This window comes from Microbacterium sp. NPDC089696 (assembly GCF_044749125.1).
Lineage (GTDB): Bacteria > Actinomycetota > Actinomycetes > Actinomycetales > Microbacteriaceae > Microbacterium.
Window position 1 is genome coordinate 1686221 of sequence record NZ_JBIVHF010000001.1, and the last position, 20176, is coordinate 1706396.

18 protein-coding genes are annotated in these 20176 nt (G+C 70.5%); 9 read left to right on the plus strand and 9 right to left on the minus strand.

Going from position 1 to position 20176, the window contains the following annotated elements; genetic code table 11:
* Positions 1 to 7: 7 nt before the first annotated feature.
* Positions 8 to 1003 (minus strand): asparaginase, encoded by a 996-nt coding sequence (locus tag ACIPY8_RS08345; protein WP_400816908.1) that lies wholly within the window; start codon positions 1001 to 1003, stop codon positions 8 to 10.
* Positions 1004 to 1129: 126 nt separating this feature from the next.
* Between ACIPY8_RS08345 and ACIPY8_RS08350 the strand changes: the two genes are divergently transcribed.
* Positions 1130 to 1627: an OsmC family protein gene (locus tag ACIPY8_RS08350; RefSeq protein WP_400816910.1), complete on the plus strand. Its 498-nt coding sequence runs from the start codon at positions 1130 to 1132 to the stop codon at positions 1625 to 1627.
* A 17-nt stretch (positions 1628 to 1644) separates the two neighbouring features.
* On the opposite strand, the gene ACIPY8_RS08355 is transcribed toward ACIPY8_RS08350, so the two are convergent.
* Positions 1645 to 2424 (minus strand): lysophospholipid acyltransferase family protein, encoded by a 780-nt coding sequence (locus ACIPY8_RS08355; RefSeq protein ID WP_400816912.1) that lies wholly within the window; start codon positions 2422 to 2424, stop codon positions 1645 to 1647.
* A 124-nt stretch (positions 2425 to 2548) separates the two neighbouring features.
* On the opposite strand from ACIPY8_RS08355, the gene ACIPY8_RS08360 reads away from it, so the two are divergent.
* Together ACIPY8_RS08360 and dxr are read left to right on the plus strand one after the other, a co-directional pair.
* A complete protein-coding gene (locus ACIPY8_RS08360) occupies positions 2549 to 3535 on the plus strand; it encodes an FKBP-type peptidyl-prolyl cis-trans isomerase (RefSeq protein WP_400816914.1) in 987 nt (328 codons plus the stop codon).
* A 36-nt stretch (positions 3536 to 3571) separates the two neighbouring features.
* The gene (dxr, locus tag ACIPY8_RS08365) at positions 3572 to 4654 is read left to right on the plus strand and encodes a 1-deoxy-D-xylulose-5-phosphate reductoisomerase (protein ID WP_400816915.1); all 1083 of its coding nucleotides are present in this window, start codon (positions 3572 to 3574) and stop codon (positions 4652 to 4654) included.
* 15 nt (positions 4655 to 4669) lie between these two features.
* Here the strand turns inward: dxr and ACIPY8_RS08370 are convergent, their stop codons facing one another.
* The 3 genes from ACIPY8_RS08370 to ACIPY8_RS08380 form a co-directional block, all read right to left on the minus strand.
* Positions 4670 to 6292, minus strand: a complete 1623-nt coding sequence (locus ACIPY8_RS08370; protein ID WP_400816917.1) for a Mur ligase family protein — start codon at positions 6290 to 6292, stop codon at positions 4670 to 4672.
* Positions 6293 to 6382: 90 nt separating this feature from the next.
* Positions 6383 to 7054: a YcnI family protein gene (locus ACIPY8_RS08375; RefSeq protein ID WP_400816919.1), complete on the minus strand. Its 672-nt coding sequence runs from the start codon at positions 7052 to 7054 to the stop codon at positions 6383 to 6385.
* A gap of 91 nt (positions 7055 to 7145) precedes the next feature.
* Entirely contained in the window at positions 7146 to 7718 is a 573-nt protein-coding gene (locus ACIPY8_RS08380; protein ID WP_400816921.1) for a hypothetical protein, read from the minus strand.
* 81 nt (positions 7719 to 7799) lie between these two features.
* On the opposite strand from ACIPY8_RS08380, the gene ACIPY8_RS08385 reads away from it, so the two are divergent.
* Positions 7800 to 9116 (plus strand): M50 family metallopeptidase, encoded by a 1317-nt coding sequence (locus ACIPY8_RS08385; RefSeq protein WP_400816923.1) that lies wholly within the window; start codon positions 7800 to 7802, stop codon positions 9114 to 9116.
* Positions 9117 to 9129: 13 nt separating this feature from the next.
* Here the strand turns inward: ACIPY8_RS08385 and ACIPY8_RS08390 are convergent, their stop codons facing one another.
* The gene (locus ACIPY8_RS08390; RefSeq protein WP_400816925.1) at positions 9130 to 11013 is read right to left on the minus strand and encodes a chorismate-binding protein; all 1884 of its coding nucleotides are present in this window, start codon (positions 11011 to 11013) and stop codon (positions 9130 to 9132) included.
* A gap of 240 nt (positions 11014 to 11253) precedes the next feature.
* Here ACIPY8_RS08390 and ispG point away from each other — a divergent pair, with 240 nt between their 5' ends.
* Both ispG and ACIPY8_RS08400 read left to right on the plus strand, forming a co-directional pair.
* Positions 11254 to 12384 carry a flavodoxin-dependent (E)-4-hydroxy-3-methylbut-2-enyl-diphosphate synthase gene (ispG, locus tag ACIPY8_RS08395; RefSeq protein ID WP_400816927.1) on the plus strand — a complete coding sequence of 377 codons (1131 nt, stop codon included), beginning with the start codon at positions 11254 to 11256 and terminating at the stop codon, positions 12382 to 12384.
* Between the two features lie 141 nt (positions 12385 to 12525).
* Positions 12526 to 13401, plus strand: coding sequence for a hypothetical protein (locus tag ACIPY8_RS08400; RefSeq protein WP_400816929.1), 876 nt, complete (start codon positions 12526 to 12528; stop codon positions 13399 to 13401).
* A 38-nt stretch (positions 13402 to 13439) separates the two neighbouring features.
* Here ACIPY8_RS08400 and ACIPY8_RS08405 read toward each other — a convergent pair whose 3' ends face one another.
* Together ACIPY8_RS08405 and ACIPY8_RS08410 are read right to left on the minus strand one after the other, a co-directional pair.
* Positions 13440 to 14147, minus strand: a complete 708-nt coding sequence (locus ACIPY8_RS08405) for a hypothetical protein (protein ID WP_400816931.1) — start codon at positions 14145 to 14147, stop codon at positions 13440 to 13442.
* Entirely contained in the window at positions 14144 to 15562 is a 1419-nt protein-coding gene (locus tag ACIPY8_RS08410) for an RNB domain-containing ribonuclease (RefSeq protein WP_400816933.1), read from the minus strand. Before ACIPY8_RS08410 ends, ACIPY8_RS08405 begins: the two co-directional genes overlap by 4 nt.
* A gap of 203 nt (positions 15563 to 15765) precedes the next feature.
* Between ACIPY8_RS08410 and ACIPY8_RS08415 the strand changes: the two genes are divergently transcribed.
* Together ACIPY8_RS08415 and ACIPY8_RS08420 are read left to right on the plus strand one after the other, a co-directional pair.
* The gene (locus ACIPY8_RS08415) at positions 15766 to 16536 is read left to right on the plus strand and encodes an isocitrate lyase/phosphoenolpyruvate mutase family protein (RefSeq protein ID WP_400816934.1); all 771 of its coding nucleotides are present in this window, start codon (positions 15766 to 15768) and stop codon (positions 16534 to 16536) included.
* A 42-nt stretch (positions 16537 to 16578) separates the two neighbouring features.
* Positions 16579 to 18336: a proline--tRNA ligase gene (locus ACIPY8_RS08420; protein ID WP_400816936.1), complete on the plus strand. Its 1758-nt coding sequence runs from the start codon at positions 16579 to 16581 to the stop codon at positions 18334 to 18336.
* Positions 18337 to 18400: 64 nt separating this feature from the next.
* Here the strand turns inward: ACIPY8_RS08420 and ACIPY8_RS08425 are convergent, their stop codons facing one another.
* Positions 18401 to 18904, minus strand: coding sequence for a pyridoxamine 5'-phosphate oxidase family protein (locus ACIPY8_RS08425; RefSeq protein WP_400816938.1), 504 nt, complete (start codon positions 18902 to 18904; stop codon positions 18401 to 18403).
* Positions 18905 to 19052: 148 nt separating this feature from the next.
* On the opposite strand from ACIPY8_RS08425, the gene ACIPY8_RS08430 reads away from it, so the two are divergent.
* Positions 19053 to 20093, plus strand: coding sequence for a TIGR00730 family Rossman fold protein (locus ACIPY8_RS08430; RefSeq protein WP_400816940.1), 1041 nt, complete (start codon positions 19053 to 19055; stop codon positions 20091 to 20093).
* The last annotated feature ends 83 nt before the right edge of the window (positions 20094 to 20176 follow it).

Genomic DNA, 20176 nt, shown 5'->3' on the forward strand with positions numbered 1-20176 from the left:
GGAGCGGTCAGATTCCGGAGCCGGCGCGGATCGAGCCGACCACTCCACCGCCGCCGAGCACGTCGAGGGGAAGAGCCGCGGCGAGAGCGGCGAGGTCCGCCTCGCCGATCGCTCCGGCGCGGTTGAGCAGCGTCGCCGCGACGAGCGTCGAGGCGCGGGCTCCGCCGTCGAGCATCTTCAGGGCGACCGTGGTGCCGTTCGGGGCGACCATGACCATGATCCCCTCGGCGCCGCCCTTCGCGAAGACCCCGAGCGTCTCGATCGCGATCGTGTCGGGGCGCGCGGGGCCCTCGATCGTCCACGGGCTGTCGCGCACCGCGCGGACGAGCGAGCCGGCCACGCGGTGGAGTGCGAACGGCGAGCGATCGGATGCCGTGCCGATGCGATGGATCGCGCGGGCGAGTCCCGTGAGCGTGATCGCGTGCACGGGGGCGCCGCAGCCGTCGATGGAGGTGTGAGCCACCTTCTCGCCCGTCAGACGCTCGATCACATCGCGGATGTGCACCTGGAGCGGGTGCGCGGGATCGAGGTAGCCCTGCGTCGGCCAGCCGGTCGCGACGCAGGCGCGCAGCATCGCGGCGTGCTTGCCCGAGCAGTTCATGCGGATGCGCTCCTGCTGGCCGTGCTCGCGCACCATCTCGTCCCGGGTGGCGGTGTCGCTGGGCCACGCGGGAGGGCAGGCCAGGTCGTCCTCGGTGAGCCCGCCCTCGGTGAGGATGTCACGGACGACGGCAGCGTGACGGTCGGTGCCGACGTGGCTGGCCGTCGAGAGAGCGAGCTGCTCGCCCTCCAGGACCGCGCCGGCGGTGATGCAGGCGACGGCCTGCAGCGGCTTGAGGCTCGAGCGCGGCAGGATCACGGCGTCGGCGTTCCCGTGGCGGGCGATCACTTCGCCGTCCGGCGACAGCACGACCGCCGCACCCGCATGGCGGGACTCGACGAATCCGCTCCGCTCGACGACAGCGAGTTCCACGGCATCCTGAACGGTGAGAGTCTCCAGCACGTCGTCCAGGATATCGTCGTGAGGCCGGACGGCCGTCCTCGAACCGGGGACGTCGCGCCTCCGGGCGCGCCGCCGTGCGCTCAGCCCCGCGGATCCGTCGTCGGCGCCGGCTGGCAGACTGGTGCCATGGCACTCAGCTCCGCACCTCTCGGCGACCATCGCTACGCCCTCACCGCGACGTGGACCGGCAACGCCGGCACCGGCACCAGCGGCTATCGCGACTACCGGCGAGATGTGACGCTGGAGGTCGAGGGCAAGCCCGAGCTGCTCGCCTCGGCCGACAAGCCGTTCCGCGGCGACCCGTCGCGCTGGAACCCGGAGGACATGCTGCTGGCCTCGCTCTCGCAGTGCCACCTGCTGTCGTACCTGCACGCCTGCGTGACCGCAGGCGTCGTCGTGGTCTCGTACCGTGACGCGGCATCCGGTCTGATGCGGGAGAACGGTGCGGGCGGGGGAGCGTTCGTCGAGGTGATGCTGCGTCCGGAGGTCGTCGTCGCGGACGCCTCGATGATCGAGGCCGCGGAGCGCGCGCACGCGCAGGCCCACGACTGGTGCTTCATCGCGAACTCGATGAACTTCCCGGTGCGTCACGAGGCGACCGTCACGGCGCAGGGCTCCGCCTGAAGTCGAGCGAGCTGCCGTCAGCGGCGCTCGTGCGGAAGGGCCTGCTTGATCTTCTCGATCGCGCCCTGCGCCGGTGCCTCGTTGTACGCGCCGGCGAGCTCCTGCCCGGAGAGGGCGTGGATCGCCGCCATGATCTCGTCCGTCGCGAGTCGACGTGCACGCCCGCTCTCGGCGGGGCCGTGGGGCGACAGATCGAGAGGTTCGCCGAACCGGACGGTGATCCGTTCCTTGAGCGTGGGGACCTTCGCGCCGACCGGCATGACCTTGTCCGTGCCGACGAGCCCGACCGGCACCACCGGAGCGCCCGTCTGCAGCGCGAGGAACGCCACGCCCGTGCGGCCCTTGTAGAGACGCCCGTCGGTGGAGCGCGTCCCCTCGGGGTAGAGCGCGACCGCGAGGCCCTCGTCGAGGAGCTGGCGCTGCAGGTCCAGGGCGTCGAGTGCGGCCTGTCCGGCGCCGCGCCGCACGGGGATCGCGCCGATCGACTGGAAGAACGTCTTGCTCAGCCAGCCACGGAATCCGGTGCCCTCGAAGTAGCTCGACTTGGCCATGAAGTGCACGGGCCGAGGCGCCGCGACGGGGATGGCGATCGAGTCGATGAACGAGAGGTGGTTGCTCGCGAAGATGACCGCGCCGGAGCGCGGGACGTTGTCCCTGCCTTCGATGCGGGGGCGGTAGACGCCGCGCGCGAGCGGGGTGATCAGACTGCGGCCGAGCGCATAGGCGAACCCGGTGTGCCGCGGCTTCGCCGAGTCCTCGGGTGACGGTTCGGGCTCCACGGACTGCTCTGACGTCATCAGAGCAGAGTACCGCCGGATTCATGCTCTCGTGGGAATGAAGAGTCAGCGCGCGCCTCCCAGCGCGGACAAAGGGCGATGCGGGATGATGGAACGTCCCGCCCGCGAACCCTGAGGTCTCACTGTGCGCAAGCGTCCGCTCATCGTCCTGTCCACCGTCGCCGCCGCGACCCTGCTTCTGGCGGGATGCTCGGGGGACGCAGCTCCCGATTCGACGGCCGACCCCACGTCGGCACCGGAGACGACGTGCGTCGCCGACCTGGCATCCGGTGCGGGCTCGGACGCCGTCGTGGTGGACGGCGAAGGGGCGGCCGCGACCGTTTCCATCCCGGCAGGGACCGAGGTGACTGCCGCCGAGCGGACGGTCGTGAAGGAGGGCAGCGGAGACGATCTGCACGCCGGCGACCTCGTGTCCCTCCGCTACCAGCTCGTCGACGGCGCGACCTCCGAGGTGCTCGCGAGCTCCTCGCTCGGCCCTGACGGTGTCGTCCCCGCCCTGCTCAGCGACGGGCAGGCGCAGCAGCAGAACTACGATCTGACGCAGGAGTTCGCCTTCACCGCGGCAGTGGAGTGCGCGCCGCTCGGCTCCCAGGTCGTGCTGGCTCTGCCTCCGGCTCAGGACGGCGGCAACCCGAACATCCTGTACATCGAGACCATCGAGAAGCTGCCGACGATCGCCTCCGGCGAGGACGTCGACCCGGTCGAGGGGATGCCGACCGTCGAGCTCGACGACGAGGGCGCTCCCACGATCACCATCCCGGACGGCGACGCTCCGACCGAGACCAAGGTCGAGGACCTGAAGAAGGGCGACGGACCCGTCGTCCAGTCCGGCGACCTCGTCACGGTCCAGTACCGCGGCGTCAAGTGGTCCGACGGCAGCGAGTTCGACTCGAGCTGGAGTCGTGGCGCCGTTCCCGCCCAGTTCCCGACCACCGGCGTCGTGACCGGCTTCAAGATGGCTCTCGAGGGTCAGACCGTCGGGTCCCAGGTTCTCGTCGTGATGCCTCCGAAGGACGGCTACGGCGCGTCGGAGGGCAACGAGCTGCAGGACGAGAGCCTCGTGTTCGTCGTCGACATCCTCGGGACGACCCCGATCGCCCAGGCCGGCTGATCCGGCCGGGCCGAGGGCGTGTCATAGGCTGACGTCATGCGTCGCATCATCGTCCTCGGCTCCACCGGCTCCATCGGCACCCAGGCGCTCGACGTCATCCGCGCGAACCCTCGGCGCTTCGAGCTCGTCGGTCTCGCCGCGGGCAGCAACGCCGAGATGATGGCGGAGCAGGCCGCGCGGTTCCAGGTCGAGGACACGGCGCTGGGCGCGGAACAGGCCGAGCAGCTCGTGCGCGACGTCGAGGCCGACGTGGTGCTGAACGCCATCACCGGTTCGATCGGTCTCGGGTCGACCCTCGCCGCGCTGAAGGCCGGACGCACGCTCGCGCTCGCGAACAAGGAGTCGCTCATCGTCGGCGGGGAGCTCGTGCTCGCCGCGGCCGCTCCCGACCAGATCGTGCCCGTCGACTCGGAGCACTCCGCACTCGCGCAGGCGCTCCGCAGCGGTACGCACGACGAGGTCAGGCGACTGGTCGTGACCGCGTCCGGCGGGCCGTTCCGCGGTCGCACCCGTGACGAGATGACGACGGTCACGCCGCAGGAGGCGCTCGCGCATCCCACCTGGGACATGGGCCGCATGGTCACGACCAACTCCGCGACCCTCGTGAACAAGGGGCTCGAGGTCATCGAGGCCCACCTCCTCTTCGACGTCGCCTACGACGACATCGACGTCGTCGTGCACCCGCAGTCGATCGTGCACTCCATGGTGGAGTTCGTGGACGGTTCGACCATCGCGCAGGCGTCGCCGCCGGACATGCGGCTCCCGATCTCCCTAGGGCTCGACTGGCCGAATCGAGTGGGCGGCGTGGGTCGTCCGCTCGACTGGACGAAGGCGGCGTCGTGGACCTTCGAGCCTCTCGACGACGAGGCCTTCCCCTCCGTCGCCCTCGCGAAGGCGGTCGGACGCGCCGGCGCCACCTTCCCGGCGGTCTACAACGCTGCGAACGAGCAGGCCGTGACGGCGTTCCATGAGGGGCGCCTCACGTTCCTCGGGATCGTCGACACGATCTCCCGCGTCGTCGACGCGCACGAGCCTCCCGCGACGTTGACCGTCGAGTCGCTCGCGGACGCCGAGTCCTGGGGTCGCCGCACGGCCGACGCGCTCATCGCGAAGGGCTGACCGCGCCGCCCGGCCTCACTCCTCGGACGCGTAGGGCACGGGCCAGGCCGGATCCGGCACGGGCCACCCCGCGGCCTTGAGCGCCCGTCGCGCGAGCTCGCGGGCCGAGTAGGGGGTGCGCACGCCGCGGATGTCCCGGTAGTCCTGATGACCGGGTCCCGCCCAGAGGATCGCGTCGCCCTCGCCGACCATGCCGACGGCCGCGACGATCGCTGCCTCGGGCGGCGAGTACTCGTGGATCTCGGCGTCGGGTCGCGCGTCGCGTGCGCCGGCGACGAGAGTGGCCCTGATCGAACCGGGGTCCTCGAAGCGCGGATGGTGGTCGGTGACGACGAGGATGTCGCTGCCCTCGACGGCCGTGCGCGCCATGTCGTAGCGCTTGCTGGCGTCGCGGTCGCCGTCGGCTCCGAACAGCATCAGCACCCTCCCGGGAGTCACACGCCGCACGGCCGCGAGGGTCTTCTCGAACGCATCGGGGGAGTGACCGAAGTCGACGAACACGGCGGGGCCGGTCTCGCCCGAGACGAGCTGCGTGCGCCCGGGCAGATGCGCGCGGATCCCGCCGTCGCGATCGAGTGCGGAGACGATCCGGTCCCAGGCGTACCCGCCCTCGAGGAGCATGACGATCGCGAGCGCGGCGTTCGCCGCCATGTGCGGGCCGATCACGGGGACCGTCGTGGTGAGAGATCCGGCAGGTCCGGTCATGGTGAACGTCGTGCCCGATGCGCGCTCGTCGTCGATCGAGACGACCCAGTCGGCGCGGCCGGCGGACGTCGGATCGGCGGCGATCGCGGGGGTGGCCACGGTGACCACGGGGACCTCCGCACGATCGGCGACGACCGCTCCCGAGGGGGAGTCCAGGCACACGACGGACCGGACGGCCCGGTCGGGGCGGAAGAGCGGGAGCTTCGCCTCGAAGTACTCCTCCATGTCGGCGTAATCGTCGAGGTGGTCGTGGCTGAGGTTCGTGAAGCCCGCGACATCGAAGCGGATGCCGTCGACGCGGTGCCGCGAGAGCGCCTGAGCGCTGACCTCGACGGCGACGGCCTCGACCTCGCGCTCGCGCATCAGGGCGAGCAGCGCGTGCATCTCGGAGGCCTCGGGCGTCGTGAGGCGCGACACGATGACCTCGCCCGCGATGTGGCGTTCCGCCGTCGAGGACAGTCCCGTGACGACGCCGATCTGGTCGAGGATGCCCTCCAGCAGATGCGACACGCTCGTCTTGCCGTTCGTCCCCGTGGTGGCGAACAGCAGCGGGAGCGGGTCGCCGGCGCCGGTGCCGTACACCCATGCGCTCAGCGCGCCGAGAACCCCCCGGGGGTCGTCGACCACGAGGATCGGCAGACCCGCGGATGCCGCGATGTCGGCGCCCTGTTCGTCGGTGATGATCGCGACGGCGCCCTTCTCGGCGGCGACGGGGGCGAACTCCGCGCCGTGGCGGTTCACTCCCCGGATGGCGACGAAGGCCTCTCCGGCGCGCAGATCGGCGGTCGCGAGCGTGATCCCGGTGAGGGTCACTCCCGTGGCGTCGCCGCGCACCTCGCGCGCGAATCGGGTGGCGAGTTCGGACAGCTCACGCCGGGGCGGGTTCGCGGGGCGGAGCACGGGCGGCAGGCTCGGTTGCTGTTCAATCGACATGTCCCGTCCATGTTCTCACGGCGAGGCGGTCGTGCCCGGGCACGGCACGTCCCCTCGCACTCCGTGAGCGCGAGGGGACGTGCGCAGGCCTCACGCCCGGCGGCGGTACGCCAGGATCGACACGACCAGCGCGGCGACGCCCGCGACGAGGCCGCCCGCTCCGAGCACGGTGCCCAGCGCGTCGCTACCCTGGTCGTCCGTGGCAGCGGAGCCGGAGGCGTCGTCTGCAGGCGCGTCTCCGTGCGCGTCGTGAGCCTCGACGGCAGGAGCGACCGAGACGACAGGCGCCGGCGCGTCGAGGCTGTGCGGGTCCTCGCCGTCCTCGGCGACCTGCGTCCACTCCGTGCTGCCGACCACGCACGACTGCACGACGGGGAAGACGAGCGTGTCGGGGGTGCTGTCGTCGAGGCTGATTCCGAGCGTGACGGCTCCGCGGAGTCCGTTGGGCACCGGGGTGAGCGCGGTGTACGTGACAGCGCTCACGAGGCCGTCGTCGCCGCGCTCGACGTCGATCGTCCAGTTCGAGTCGATGGTCGGCGCGACCGAGGCCAGCCCCTCGGGCATCGTGATGCGCAGAGCGGTGGTGGGGGAGTCCTCACAGCCGTGCGAGAACGAGAAGGTCAACACGCCGTGGTCGCCGGCGGTGAGCTCGTCCGGGCTGACGCCGACGTGTGCGCTGGCCATCGCGGGAACGGCCAGGGCGAGGACGGCGCCGCCGATGAGGCCGGTGACGAGCGTGCGGCGGGTGGTGAAGGTACGCATGGGTTACTCCTGTGTCTGAGGTGCGGGCACGCCGAGGGCGCGCGGAACCGCGGGAAGACGCCGTCACGGTGGAGACGGCGCCGGATGATGATCAGACCAGGGCGGGAGGTCCTCGACGGGAGAGAGATGTCGCGAGCGCGGTTCGGAGGACGGGGACCGCGGAGGACGTCGGGAGCGGACGGCGGCGATGAGGCAGACACACCGATGTGGCGCGGCTCCGCAGTCGCGCGACGATCCACTGCGCGATCGCCCGGATCAGCGACTCGCCCCGCCACAGCAGGGCGATCGTCACGATCGCGGCGACGAGGTGGGCTCCGATCATCAGCGCATCCGGGGCGGCGACGGCGGCGACCGGCCCGAACGCCGCGAGATCGAGGTGGTGCTGGTGCCCGATGCCGCTGAGACCGGCCGTCGGCGCGCCGAGCAGCGCGAACACGAGGTGGAACGCGATCTGCGAGACGAGCACAGTGAGCGCGACACGCACGCGAGAGGGGCGGACGCCGATCAGCACGGCGGCGACGGGCACGAGCAGCGCCGTCATCGCCACGACGAGCAGCGGATGCGGAGCCGAGCCTCCGGCGACTGTGTGGGACACCGCCGCGAGCACGGTCGCGATCGACGATGCCGCCGCCGCGCGCAGGAGTCGCAGCTGGCGGTCGGTCACGGATCAACCCTAGTCCGGTGCGGGCGCGGCACCCGACGGGATGTGGGCTGATTCCTAGGCGGGCACCAGTACCTTGGGGGAGTGGAAGCACTGCTCTATCTGGGTGGCATCGTGTTCATGCTGATCGGCCTCGGCCTGTCGATCGGTCTGCACGAGGTCGGTCACCTCCTCCCCGCGAAGCTGTTCGGCGTGCGCGTCGGCCAGTACATGATCGGCTTCGGCCCGCGGATCTGGTCCAAGCGCATCGGGGAGACGGAGTACGGCTTCAAGCTCCTCCCGCTGGGTGGCTTCATCTCGATGTCCGGCATGTACCCGGCGTCGAAGACCGCGGGGCCGGCCAAGGGCGTGTTCCGCGCGCTCGTTCAGGACGCGCGCACCGCGAACGACGAGACGATCGCCGAGGGAGCGGAGGATCGCGTCTTCTACCGGCTTCCGGTCTGGAAGCGTGTGATCGTGATGCTCGGCGGACCGCTCATGAACCTCGTGCTCGCGATCGTGATCTTCACCGTCCTCGTCTCGGGGATCGGCGTGCAGCAGGGCACGACGACGATCGCCTCGGTGAGCGAGTGCGTCCTGCCAGCGGGCTCCACCGCGACGGAGTGCGCACCCGACGACCCGGCGACTCCCGCGGCGGAGGCCGGGATCAAGCCGGGAGACGTCCTGGTGTCGATCGACGGCGCCCCGGTGTCGACGTTCGCCGAGGCGACCGCGATCGTGCAGGCGTCTCCGGGGGAGACGCTCGACGTCGTGGTGCGCCGCGACGGCGCGGAGCAGACCCTGCGCATCACGCCGGTGACGGCCGAGCGGACGATCACCGACGCCAGTGGTCAGCCCGTGATCGGCGACGACGGCCAGCCGGTCGTGAAGGAGGTCGGCTACGTCGGCATGGGGGCTCAGATGGGCTACGTGCAGCAGCCGCTGTCCGCAGGCCCGGAGATGGCCGGAGACACGGTCGCGCGCGTCGGCTCGATGATCCTCACGCTGCCGGTGCGACTGTGGGACGTCGGGGTCTCCCTCGTCACCGGTGGGGAGCGCGACCCCAACGGCCCGCTCAGCGTCGTGGGCGTCGGACGTCTCGCGGGAGAGGTCGCGGCGACCGATGCGCCGGTGCTCAACCGCTTCGCCGTGCTGCTCGGTCTCCTGGGGTCGCTGAACGTCGCCCTCTTCGTCTTCAACCTCATCCCGCTGCTGCCGCTCGACGGCGGTCACATCGTCGTCGCGCTGTGGGACGGCATCCGTCGTGCGTGGGCGCGGCTGTTCCGCCGCCCGCCGCCTGCGCCCGTCGACGCCACGCGGCTCGTGCCGCTGACGGTCGTCGTCGCGACACTGCTGATCGCGATGGGCGCGCTGCTGCTCGTGGCCGACCTGTTCAACCCCATCAAGATCCTCGGCGGCTGACCGCCGGGCATCCTCAGGCGAGCGCCTTCTCCACGAGGCGGTGCAGCGTGCGGATGCCGTCGCGCGACAGGATCGACTCCAGGTGCCCCTGCACGGAGGCGACGTGGGGTCCACCCAGCGCATACACGTCGCCCGTGGCGGGATCCGCCGACACCTCGACCGCGCCCACCTGCGTCGTGCCCGGATCGACGCGTGCGGTGAAGGTGTTGTAGAAGCCGATCGAGGCGTCCTCGCCGAACACCGGCACCGACTTCTGCAGACCCTGATGCGGAGCGTCGAGCGGCACGAGCGGGATGCCCAGCCGGTCGGCGAGGATCTGGTGGCTCAGGCACACGGCGAGCAGCGGTCGTCCGGCGTCGACCCGGCGGCCGACGATCTGCCGCATGCGGCTGATGCGGGGGCTGTCGTCGTCGCGGGGGTCGCCCGGTCCCGGACCGGCCACCACGAGGTCCGCCGAATCGACCTCGTCGTCCCGAGCGTCGCTCCAGGGCGCGATCGTCACGTCGAGGCCGAGGTGGCGCAGCTGGTGCGCGAGCATCGTCGTGAAGCGGTCCTCGGCGTCGACCACGAGCGCGGTGCGTCCCGTGAACGGCCCCGTGAAGTCCTCGCCCTGCGGGTTGAGCCAGAACTCCGCGAGCCGGGCGTTGCGCGAGGCGAGCAGTGCTGCGACCTCGGGGTCGTCGGCCAGAGCCTGGCGCCGACCGGGTTCGTCCGCGTCCTCGCGGGCCTCTGCGGCGCGGTCACGGTCGATCGCGCCGATCGCCCCCAGCACGCCCGCGGCCTTGCCGTGCGTCTCGGAGACCTCGCCGTGGGGGTCGGAGTGGCGCACGAGGGTCGCGCCGACCGGGACGCTCAGCGACCCGTCCTGCACGTACACCGTGCGGATGAGGATGGGGGCGTCGAGGTCGTGACCGCCGTCGGCGTTCGGTGTGAAGAGTGCGGCGACGCCCGAGTAGTAGCCGCGCGGCTTCGTCTCGTGACGACGGATCACGGCGCAGGCGTTCTGCATCGGCGACCCGGTGACGGTCGGCGCGAACATGGTCTCGCGGAGGATGTCGCGCGGATCGAGCCGGCTGCGTCCGCGGAGCATGTACTCGGTGTGCGTGAGCCGCGACATCTCCTTGAGGTGCGGACCGGTGATCCGTCCACCGTCCGAGCAGACGGCGCTCATCATCTTGAGCTCCTCGTCGACGACCATGAAGAGCTCTTCCGTCTCCTTGGTCGATGACAGGAACTCCATGAGCGTCTCGCGGGTGGAGCCCCCAGCCGGGTGGCGGAACGTCCCGGAGATCGGATTCATCGTCACGACTCCGTCGCGGGCGACGACATGTGCCTCGGGACTGGCGCCGACCGCGACGTGTCCGGGTGTGACGACCGCGAACGTCCAGTACGCACCGCGCTCGTGGGTGAGCAGCGCGCGGAACCAGGTGAGTGCGGCCGTCCGGTCGTCCGTGTCGATCTCGGCCGTGTAGTCGCGCCGGATGACGAAGTTCGCTCCTTCGCCACGGCCGATCTCGTCGGCGATGACCGTCTCGACGATCGCGGCGTAGTCCTCGTCGGAGACGTCGAAGCCGCCGTCGCGAAGAGGGATGCCGCCGGCCGGGAGCGCGGAGAGCAGCTCGCGCGTCGCGATGTGGTGGTGCTCGTCCACGACGAGACAACGCAGAGGGGTGCCGTCGTCCTGGGCGACGAATCCACGCTCGCGCACCTGACGGTAGGGGACCATCGCGAAGACCTCGCGGGCGGATCCGTCGATCGTCAGCGGGATGTCGGCGAGCAGGTCGACGTCGACGACCTCTCCGGTGAGCAGCTCGACGGTGTCTGCGCCGTCTCGCGCGATGAGGACGAACGAGGCCTCGGGATCGGCGGTGAGCTCGGCGAGGCGAGAGAGGGTCATCGGGGTCTCCTGTGCGTGGCTCCGGCTCGGCTCAACGAAAAGACCGCCCCGGAGGCGGTCTGGATTCGTGGGAACGCGAACACACCGCCTAGGAGGCGGGCCACCAGGTGACGTTCGCGAGCATGGGCTGAAACTATCACACGGTCGGCGCCGGTGACGGGTGCATGACGAGGCGGCGACATCCAGCCCGCGTGCATCCTGGCGGCGTAGGCTGAACATGTGCCAGCAGTGAATATTGGGATGCCGAAGGTCCCCGAGGTCCTCGCCCCGCGACGCAAGTCCCGCCAGATCAAGGTCGGCAAGGTTCTCGTCGGCGGCGACGCTCCCGTCACCGTGCAGTCGATGACGACGACGAAGACGACGGACATCAACGCGACCCTCCAGCAGATCGCCGAGCTGACCGCATCCGGCTGCGAGATCGTCCGGGTGGCGGTGCCGCACCAGGACGACGCCGACGCGTTGAAGATCATCGCGATGAAGAGTCAGATCCCCGTGATCGCCGACATCCATTTCCAGCCGCGCTACATCTACACCGCGATCGACGCCGGCTGCGGCGCCGTCCGCGTCAACCCGGGGAACATCCGCGAGTTCGACGGAAACGTCGGCAAGATCGCCGAGGCGGCCAAGGCCGCGGGAGTCTCCCTGCGCATCGGCGTCAACGCGGGCTCTCTCGACCGTCGGCTGCTCGCGAAGTACGGCAAGGCCACGGCCGAGGCGCTCGTCGAGAGCGCCGTGTGGGAGGCCTCGCTGTTCGAGGAGCACGACTTCCACGACTTCAAGATCTCGGTCAAGCACAACGACCCGATCGTGATGGTCAAGGCCTACCGGCAGCTGGCCGAGCGGGGCGACTGGCCGCTGCACCTCGGTGTGACCGAGGCCGGTCCCGCCTTCCAGGGGACCATCAAGAGCGCCACGGCGTTCGGCATCCTGCTGGGCGAGGGGATCGGCGACACGATCCGGGTCTCGCTGTCGGCGCCGCCCGCCGAAGAGGTCAAGGTCGGCCACCAGATCCTGCAGTCGCTGAACCTCCGCGAGCGCAAGCTCGAGATCGTCTCGTGCCCCTCGTGCGGGCGCGCCCAGGTCGACGTGTACACGCTCGCCGAGAACGTCACCGAGGGACTCAAGGACATGACCGTGCCCCTGCGCGTCGCCGTGATGGGCTGCGTCGTCAACGGACCGGGTGAGGCCCGCGAGGCCGACCTCGGTGTCGCGTCCGGCAACGGCAAGGGGCAGATCTTCGTGAAGGGCGAGGTCATCAAGACCGTGCCCGAGGCTGACATCGTCGCCACTCTCATCGACGAGGCGAACCGCATCGCCGCCGAGATGGGCCCGGACGCTCCGCTCGGCACCGCGCAGGTCGTCACGGCCTGACCCGTCAGGTGCCGGGTCGCGGCGCCGATCCCAGACAGCGTCGATGTCCTCTCGCGAGCGTCACGATCCCGCCGTCGCCCTGACTGCCGACGCCGCACACCCCGGGCGGCAGTGCCTGCGCATTGTGGAAGAGTTGACGTCATGACCGCACAGCCCTCCGCCACGCTCGTCTCCTTCGCGGAAGGGGCGGTGCGGGAGACCGGCGTCGTAGAGCGCGTCGACGCCCTGGAGACGGGGACGGTCGTCGTCGTCGTCGACCGGACTCCGTTCCACCCCGTGGACCACACCTGGCCGGATCAGCCGGGGGACAGCGGGACGATCTCGCTCGACGACTCGTCGGTGCGCGTGACGGAGGCGGTCATGGCCGCGGTGTCCGACGATGGCGCGTTCGCGGTGGGAACGGACATCCCGGTCAAGCGCGGCGTGGACGGCTGGACCTGGTTGGTCGCTCACCCTCTCGAGGGTGAGGCTCCGGGATGGCTTGTCCCCGGCGCCGAGGTCGAGCTGATCGTCGACGAGCCCCGTCGTGCGGGTCTCAGCCGGGGGCACACCGCGTGTCACCTCGCCTCACTCGCCCTGGACCTCGCGCTCGCGGACCTGTGGCGCAAGGATCCCGGCCTCGACGCGCTCGGCACGCCGGACTTCGAGGGACGCGCGAATCAGTCGAGCCGCATCCACGAGGACGGCGCCGTCGACGAGTACCGCCTCGGGAAGAGTCTGCGCAGGGCGGGCTTCGACACCGAGACCTTCGCCGCCACGCTCGATGAGAGGGTCGCGTCGATCAACGCGACGCTCGCGGAGTGGGTCGTGTCCGGTGCCGAGAGCCGCGTCGTGCCGGCCGGCCCGACGATCGTCGACCGGCGCACCTGGCACTGCGAGCTGCCCGTGGGCACGGCGGACATCCTCTGCGGCGGCACCCACGCGGCATCCCTCGCGGAGTTCGCGTCGATCACCGTCGCGCTGGATCTCGCCGACCCGCAGCTGCTCGTGATGACGACGAGCGCTGTTCCTGCCTGAGAGTTCAGTACCCGCCTGAGTTCCGTGTCCGCCTGAGTTCAGCGCACGAAGCCGCCCTGGACCCGGCCTCCGGCACGTTCGAGCTCCTCCTCGATCCGCGCAGCGAAGATCTCCAGGTCATCCGCGAGCAGCGGCGCGCTCAGAAGCTCGGCGCGAGTCGCGTCGAGCGCACGGAGTCGTCGCGGCAGCCACTTGCCGGTCGCGATCCACTGACCGGCGTCCAGAAGCATGAGCTCGGCGGTCCGCTCGAAGAGGATGGATGCCTCCACCCGACGCTCGAGGACGTCGGTCGCGTCGCGGAGATCGTCGAGCACATCGGTGATGACGTAGCGACGGAACCGCGACTCCGCTTCGGTGAGGACAGGACCCGCCTCGATCACCGGACGCCAGTGCGCGCGAAGCCCCTCCGACCGTCCGTCATCGCGGATGATCGTGCCCTCGAGCAGCATGTGCACGATCACGGGGCGATGCTGCTCGATCCCGCGCTGCGCCCACTCCTCGAACCCGCGGTGCGTGTACGCGAAGACCTCGAACACCTCGTCGTCGAAGTCGTGGGTGGATGCTTCGCTCGATGCGCCGTCATCGAAGAGGTCGTCGCCGAGCAGCAGCAGATCGATGTCGCTGCTCGCGGTGCGTTCACCGCGACTGGTGCTTCCCGCCATGATCGCGATGGCCGCGCGCGGGAAGCGTGCGGCGACGAAGCGCTCGGCGACGGCCAGGAGATCCTCGACGCTGCGGTCTGTCACAGCGAGAAGTCCACGGTGCCGGTGGTGATGTCGGTGTCGACGATCCGGAGGCGGACGATGGCTCCGGCCGCGGTCCCGGGAGGGATGGGCGCGGAAGCGGTGACGGCGGGCTCCCCGATCTGCACGCTGGCACGGTTCTCGCCGCGGACCTCGACGACGGTCGCATCGATGGTCGTGCCGATCAGCGGTGTGAGAAGCGCTGCCTCGACGCAGTTCACCGTCTGGGAGTCGAGCTTCGACGCGCGCTGCCCGGACTCCTGCATGAGCCCGGGGATGTCGGCGAGCGACTCGCGAGTCCACCCGGGCACTTCTCGTCCCTCGGACACGGCGAGGCAGATCTCGAGGGACCACCGGTCGACGAGGCGACGAAGGGGCGCGGTCGCGTGTGCGTACGGGGCGGCGATCGCGGCCTGCTCGGTCGAGGCCGGGACCGTGCCGTCGAACGCGACGTATCCGGCCCCTCGGAACAGCATGGCGGCCGCCTCGAGGACGGGGAGTGTCAGGGGGTCTGCGCGATCCAGCTCGCGCAGATAGTCGCCGTAACGACCGCTGCGCCAAGGACGCCCGAGCGCCTCGGTCTGATGCCGGAAGGCGTCGAACGCCTTCTCGTCGGGTTGCGGCATCGTCCGCAGGATCCCGATCCGAGCGTCGAGCATGAGTGATGCCGCGGCCATGCCGGTCATGAGGGAGAGCTGAGCGTTCCACTCCTCGACCGGGAGCGGATGCCGGCGTTCGATCGCGTACCCGCCCTCGGACGTGCGCACGACCTCCTCGTCGGGCAGGTTGAGGCTCGCACCGCCGCGCAGCCGCTCCTGCTCGATCCGCAGCGCGCCGATCTCGGGGAGGAGCGCGGCGGGTCCGCCCTCGCCGCGATCCAGCGCGGCCTGAGTGGAGACATAGTCGAGTCGGGCGCGGGAGCGGATCAGCGCTCGCTCGAGCCGGAAGTCCTCCACCAGTCCGGCTTCGTCGAGCGCGAACGTCCAGACCAGTGCCGGGCGCTCGACGTCCGGGAGGAGTGACGCTCGATCCTCGCTCAGAACCTTCGGGTGCAGCGGGATCGTGCCGTCGGCGGCGTACAGGGTCTGCCCTCGACGTCGTGCCTCGGCGTCGACCGCCCCGCCGGGGGTCACGAATCCCGGGATGTCGGCGATCGCATAGCGGACCGTGTAGCCCGACCCACGCCGCTCCAGCCGGAACGCCTGATCCAGGTCTCGCGAGCCCTTCGGATCGAGTGTCGCGAAGGGAATGTCGCGCAGGTCGAGTTCGGGCGCGGGAGCCGTCGCCGCTTCGGCCTCGGTGAGGACCTCCGCGGAGAACTCGGCGGGTGCGTCGAGCGACTCGCGCAGCGCGGCGAGTGCCGCAGCCAACTCGGTCTGCGCAGCGGACGGGGCGACACGGGAACGACGCTGAGGCATGCCCCCACCCTAGGTGGGCGAGGTGACGCGCAGGTCGTTCGCCACCCATGCGAGCGTGCAGAACGGAGGAGGCGTGCTGTCGGGGATCGGGGCATGGTTCGGCGGCGGGGAGCGTCGATGTGGGCGCGCCCGCCGGGCCGCAACACTCGCCGGGAGGAGCCCTGATCGGCCCACGCCCGCGCCACCCGCGTTAGCGTGGAGGCATGACCACTGCAGACAAGGCCCAGACCCTCATCGGACTGTACGAAGCCCCGGAGATCCTCCGCGTCGTGAACGTATGGGACGTCGTGTCCGCACGAGCCGTCGCCGCACTGCCCGAGACGAAGGCGATCGCGACCGCCGGCCACGGCATCGCCGCGTCGTTCGGGTACGACGACGGCACTACGCCCCGCGACATCATGATCGACATGGTCGGCCGCATCGCGGCATCGGTGTCGGTGCCCGTGACGGCTGACCTCGACGACGGTTACGGAGACGCGGGGGACACCACACGCCTCGCGATCCAGGCCGGCGTCGTCGGCGCGAACGTCGAGGACCGCCTGAAGCCCCTCGACGAATCCGTCGCGGCCGTCGAGGCCATCGTGAAGGCCGCCGAGGCCGAGGGCGTGCCGTTCGCTCTCAACGCCCGCACCGACGCGTTCGTGCGCGCGGGACACCGCCCGGTCGCCGAGAGCGTCGCTGACGCGATCCAGCGCGGACGCGCGTTCCTCGAGGCGGGAGCCACCTCCGTGTTCATCCCCGGGATCCTCGACGCCGCCGTGACGCGACAGCTGGTCGACGGCATCGGCGAGCGCAAGATCAGCGTCATCGGCCTTCCCGGCGCGCTCGCCGCGTCCGAGTACGAGAAGCTCGGCGTTGCGCGCATCTCCTACGGACCGCTGCCGCAGCGCGTCGCGCTGACCGCCACGCAGGAGCTCGCCGCGAGCCTGTACGCCGGCGGCGTCGTCCCGCAGGGACTGCCCGCCCTCAACTGACGGTCGCGAGGACGGGTGACCGCCGGTCACTAGACTGGGCCCGTGGTCACTCGTCTCTCCAACTTCTTCCTCCGTACGCTCCGCGAAGATCCTGCTGGCGCAGAGGTCGCGAGCCACAAGCTGCTCATCCGCGCCGGCTACATCCGCCCGCAGGCAGCCGGCATCTTCGCGTGGTTGCCACTCGGCCTCCGCGTCAAGGCGCGCATCGAGAGGGTCGTGCGCGAGGAGATGTCCGCGGCCGGCGCCCAGGAGGTCCACTTCCCGGCGCTCATGCCGCGCGAGGCCTATGAGGCCACCGGGCGCTGGGAGGAGTACGGCGACCTCCTGTTCCGTCTCAACGACCGCAAGGGCGGCGACTACCTGCTCGCGCCGACGCACGAGGAGGCGTTCACGCTGCTCGTGAAGGACCTGTACTCGTCGTACAAGGACCTTCCGCTCACGATCTACCAGATCCAGGACAAGTACCGCGACGAGGCCCGGCCCCGTGCCGGCCTGCTCCGTGGCCGCGAGTTCACGATGAAGGACGCGTATTCCTTCGACTCCTCGGATGCCGGACTCGACGCCAGCTACCAGGCTCAGCGTGACGCGTACGAGCGCATCTTCCAGCGCCTCGGTCTCGAATACGTGATCGTCCAGGCGGATGCCGGTGCGATGGGTGGTTCGCGGAGCGAGGAGTTCCTGCACCCGACGCCCGTCGGCGAGGACACCTTCGTCCGCAGCGCCGGCGGCTACGCGGCCAACGTCGAGGCGTTCACGACCGCGGTGCCCGAGGCGATCCCGTTCGACGCCGCCGCGGAGCCCGTGGTCTTCGACTCGCCCGACACGCCCACGATCGAGACGCTCGTCGCGCACTCGAACGCGCACCTGGACGGCGACTACACGGCGGCCGACACGCTGAAGAACGTCGTGCTCGCGCTCACGCACCTCGACGGTACGCGCGAGCTCGTGATCGTCGGCATCCCCGGTGACCGCGAGGTCGACGAGAAGCGCGCCGAGGTGGCGTTCGCGCCCGCCGAGGTCGAGACCGCGACCGCCGACGACTTCGAGAACAACCCCCTGCTCGTCAAGGGCTACATCGGGCCCTGGTCGCCTACCGGAGCCGTGCTCGGCGAAGAGTCGGCGACCGGCATCCGCTACCTCGTCGACCCGCGCGTGAGCGAGGGCACGAGCTGGATCACCGGGGCGAACATCGACCAGAAGCACGCGCATTCGGTCGTCGCCGGGCGGGACTTCGCGGCCGACGGGATCGTCGAGATCGCGAACGTCCGCGCTGGCGACCCCGCGCCGGACGGCTCGGGTCCCGTCGAGCTCGCCCGCGGCATGGAGATCGGCCACGTCTTCCAGCTCGGTCGCAAGTACGCCGAGGCTCTCGGGCTGAAGGTGCTCGACGAGAACGGCAAGCTCGTCACCGTCACGATGGGCTCCTACGGCATCGGCGTCACCCGCATCCTCGCGATCATCGCCGAGCTCAACAACGACGAGAAGGGGCTGATCTGGCCCGCCTCGGTCGCGCCGTTCGATGTGCAGGTCGTGGCCGCCGGCCGTGACCAGGTGGCGTTCGACGTCGCGGCCGACATCTCGGCGCAGCTCGAGGTCGCAGGGCTCGACGTGCTCTACGACGATCGCCCCAAGGTGTCGCCCGGCGTCAAGTTCGGCGATGCCGAGCTCGTCGGCGTGCCGAAGATCGTGATCGTCGGACGCGGCGCCGCCGACGGACAGGTCGAGCTCTGGGACCGCGCCTCGGGCGACCGCGACACCGTGTCCGTCGCGGAGGCGATCGAGGCGCTCTCGCGCCGCTGAACCGCTGACACGCGAACGCCGCACCCGGTCCGACGGGTGCGGCGTTCTCACGTGTGGGGCGCGGTCAGCAGACGATGCGCCCGTGGTCCATGATGTCGTCGTCGGGGGTGTCACGGGTGACGAGAGCCTTCAGCGCGCCGGCGGCCATCGCGATCGGTCCCTTGGTCGACTCCCAGAACTCCGTGACGACGGGTGTGACCTTGAGCAGGACGACCCCGGGGGTGTCGAGGCCGTCCTCGAACCAGATGTCGAGCGAGGGGGAGTAGAGCTCCTCCATCTTCGCCCGATCGCGGACGACCGCGGCGGTTCCGGCGACGGAGACGTAGCGCATCCCCTTCGCGTCGCAGTAGGAGAGCCCGACCTGTCGGTGCTCCTGCGCCTCCTCGACCTTCTCGGTGTCCTCCGCGGTGAAGAACCAGATGTCGCCGGCGTCGTCCATCTGCCTCGTCGACATCGGACGGCTGACGAGGTTCCCGTCGTCGTCGAGCGTCGTGAGCATGGTGAAGTCGATGTCCTCGACGAGGGCGGCGACGCGGGCGAGGGCTTCTGGTCCGGTGATCTCAGTCATGCGCCGATCCTCTCTCCGCGCGTCAGCCACGGCACGGGTGTTGACAGGGCGGTGGACACGTGATCCCGTATGTCGGGTCGATGGCGGCACGGTGAACCGGCGGCGTTGCGACGGCGCTCCCGTCTGTGGAGCGTGACAGGGTGGAGGCATGACTGAGGAAGCGCTGCCGGAGTCCCTCGCCGCCGAGATCAACACCGTGCTCGACGAGGCGGGAGTCCGCACCGACCGTCGCCTCGTGATGCGCATGATGCGCACGGCCGTGCTGCTGGGCGAGGACGACACCGAGCGTCTCGACCTCAAGATCGCGTCTGCGGCGCTCGCGGAGATGCGCGACGCGTTCCGACTCTTCGCGCCCTACCGCGGCGTCCCCAAGGTGACGGTCTTCGGGTCGGCGCGCACCCGGCAGGACGACCCGCTCTACGTCCAGGCCCGCGACGTCGCCGCCGCCCTCGCGACCGACGGCTGGATGGTCGTCACGGGCGCAGGCCCCGGCATCATGCAGGCGGCGGCCGAGGGTGCGGGCCCTGCCCTGTCGCTCGGCGTCTCGATCCGGCTCCCGTTCGAGGAAAAGGCCAACAGTCTCGTCGCGGGCAGCGATCACGTGGTCGCGATGAAGTACTTCTTCACCCGCAAGCTCATGCTCATCAAGGAGTCCAGCGGCTTCATCTGCCTCCCCGGCGGGTTCGGCACCCTCGACGAGATGTTCGAGCTGCTCACCCTCCAGCAGACCGGCAAGGCTGAGCCGACCCCGATCGTGCTGCTCGACGAGCAGGGCGGCACGTTCTGGAACGGCCTCAAGCGCTTCGTCGACGAGGACCTCGCCCCGACGGGCGTGATCTCCGAGGGGGACTTCGACCGCGTCGTGATCACCGACTCGGTCGACGCGGCCGTGGCCGAGATCGCCGGCTTCTGGCGGAACTACGACTCGCTCCGCTGGGTCGGTGACACGCTGGTTCTTCGACTGCGCGCCGAGCCGACGGATGCCGAGCTCGACGACCTCAACGAACGCTTCGCGGGGATGCTGTCGAGCGGCCGCATCGAGCGCACAGTGCCGCGCCCGCCTGAGGTGGCCGACGACGACGTGCTTCAGCTCCCGCGACTCGCGCTGCACCTCGACCAGCGTCAGGTCGGGAGCCTGTTCCGCCTCATCGGCGCGATCAACGGCCTGGCGAGCGCTCCCGTCGACTGAGCGACCGCCGCGCGGCATCCGTCCGGCCCGCAGGGTGGGCGTCGTGGCACGGCGATGCGCGCACAGGGTATCGTTGTACGGAT

Coding starts and splice junctions, on each gene's coding strand:
- ACIPY8_RS08355 (WP_400816912.1), bottom strand. CDS start 2,424: ATGACGTCAGAGCAGTCCGTGGAGCCCGAACCGTCACCCGAGGACTCG.
- ACIPY8_RS08430 (WP_400816940.1), top strand. CDS start 19,053: ATGACTGAGGAAGCGCTGCCGGAGTCCCTCGCCGCCGAGATCAACACC.
- ACIPY8_RS08400 (WP_400816929.1), top strand. CDS start 12,526: ATGACCGCACAGCCCTCCGCCACGCTCGTCTCCTTCGCGGAAGGGGCG.
- ACIPY8_RS08390 (WP_400816925.1), bottom strand. CDS start 11,013: ATGACCCTCTCTCGCCTCGCCGAGCTCACCGCCGATCCCGAGGCCTCG.
- ACIPY8_RS08425 (WP_400816938.1), bottom strand. CDS start 18,904: ATGACTGAGATCACCGGACCAGAAGCCCTCGCCCGCGTCGCCGCCCTC.
- dxr (WP_400816915.1), top strand. CDS start 3,572: ATGCGTCGCATCATCGTCCTCGGCTCCACCGGCTCCATCGGCACCCAG.
- ACIPY8_RS08415 (WP_400816934.1), top strand. CDS start 15,766: ATGACCACTGCAGACAAGGCCCAGACCCTCATCGGACTGTACGAAGCC.
- ispG (WP_400816927.1), top strand. CDS start 11,254: ATGCCGAAGGTCCCCGAGGTCCTCGCCCCGCGACGCAAGTCCCGCCAG.
- ACIPY8_RS08370 (WP_400816917.1), bottom strand. CDS start 6,292: ATGTCGATTGAACAGCAACCGAGCCTGCCGCCCGTGCTCCGCCCCGCG.
- ACIPY8_RS08410 (WP_400816933.1), bottom strand. CDS start 15,562: ATGCCTCAGCGTCGTTCCCGTGTCGCCCCGTCCGCTGCGCAGACCGAG.
- ACIPY8_RS08350 (WP_400816910.1), top strand. CDS start 1,130: ATGGCACTCAGCTCCGCACCTCTCGGCGACCATCGCTACGCCCTCACC.
- ACIPY8_RS08375 (WP_400816919.1), bottom strand. CDS start 7,054: ATGCGTACCTTCACCACCCGCCGCACGCTCGTCACCGGCCTCATCGGC.